1 rRNA gene is annotated in these 1,057 nt (G+C 56.3%); it reads left to right on the top strand.

Annotation, left to right across the window (positions count from 1 at the left end):
* Positions 1–1,057 (top strand): 23S ribosomal RNA (locus ACWDNU_RS46945); the annotation flags it as partial.

The following is a 1,057-nucleotide window of genomic DNA, read 5'->3' as shown; positions in this document are numbered from 1 at the left end:
GGTGGTTGGCCGCAGAGACCAGCGGAAAGCGACTGTTTACTAAAAACACAGGTCCATGCGAAGTCGCAAGACGATGTATATGGACTGACGCCTGCCCGGTGCTGGAACGTTAAGAGGACCGGTTAGCGCTTCGGCGCGAAGCTGAGAATTTAAGCGCCAGTAAACGGCGGTGGTAACTATAACCATCCTAAGGTAGCGAAATTCCTTGTCGGGTAAGTTCCGACCTGCACGAATGGCGTAACGACTTTCCGGCTGTCTCGACCACAGGCCCGGCGAAATTGCATTACGAGTAAAGATGCTCGTTACGCGCGGCAGGACGGAAAGACCCCGGGACCTTTACTATAGTTTGGTATTGGTTTTCGGTTCGGCTTGTGTAGGATAGGTGGGAGACTGTGAAGCGCTCACGCTAGTGGGTGTGGAGTCGTTGTTGAAATACCACTCTGGTCGGATTGGGAATCTGAACCTCGGACCATGATCTGGTTCAGGGACAGTGCCTGATGGGTAGTTTAACTGGGGCGGTTGCCTCCTAAAGGGTAACGGAGGCGCCCAAAGGTTCCCTCAGCCTGGTTGGCAATCAGGTGTCGAGTGCAAGTGCACAAGGGAGCTTGACTGTGAGACAGACATGTCGAGCAGGGACGAAAGTCGGGACTAGTGATCCGGCACCTCCTGGTGGAAGGGGTGTCGCTCAACGGATAAAAGGTACCCCGGGGATAACAGGCTGATCTTGCCCAAGAGTCCATATCGACGGCATGGTTTGGCACCTCGATGTCGGCTCGTCGCATCCTGGGGCCGGAGTAGGTCCCAAGGGTTGGGCTGTTCGCCCATTAAAGCGGCACGCGAGCTGGGTTTAGAACGTCGTGAGACAGTTCGGTCCCTATCCGCCGCGCGCGCAGGATACTTGAGGAAGGCTGTCCCTAGTACGAGAGGACCGGGACGGACGGACCTCTGGTGTGCCAGTTGTCACGCCAGTGGCATGGCTGGTTGGCTATGTTCGGAAGGGATAACCGCTGAAGGCATCTAAGCGGGAAGCCTGTTCCAAGATGAGGTATCCCACCCC

The organism is Amycolatopsis sp. NPDC003676, assembly GCF_053587275.1.
The sequence above is the reverse complement of the archived record's forward strand: the minus strand, read 5'-3'. Positions and strand labels throughout refer to the sequence as shown.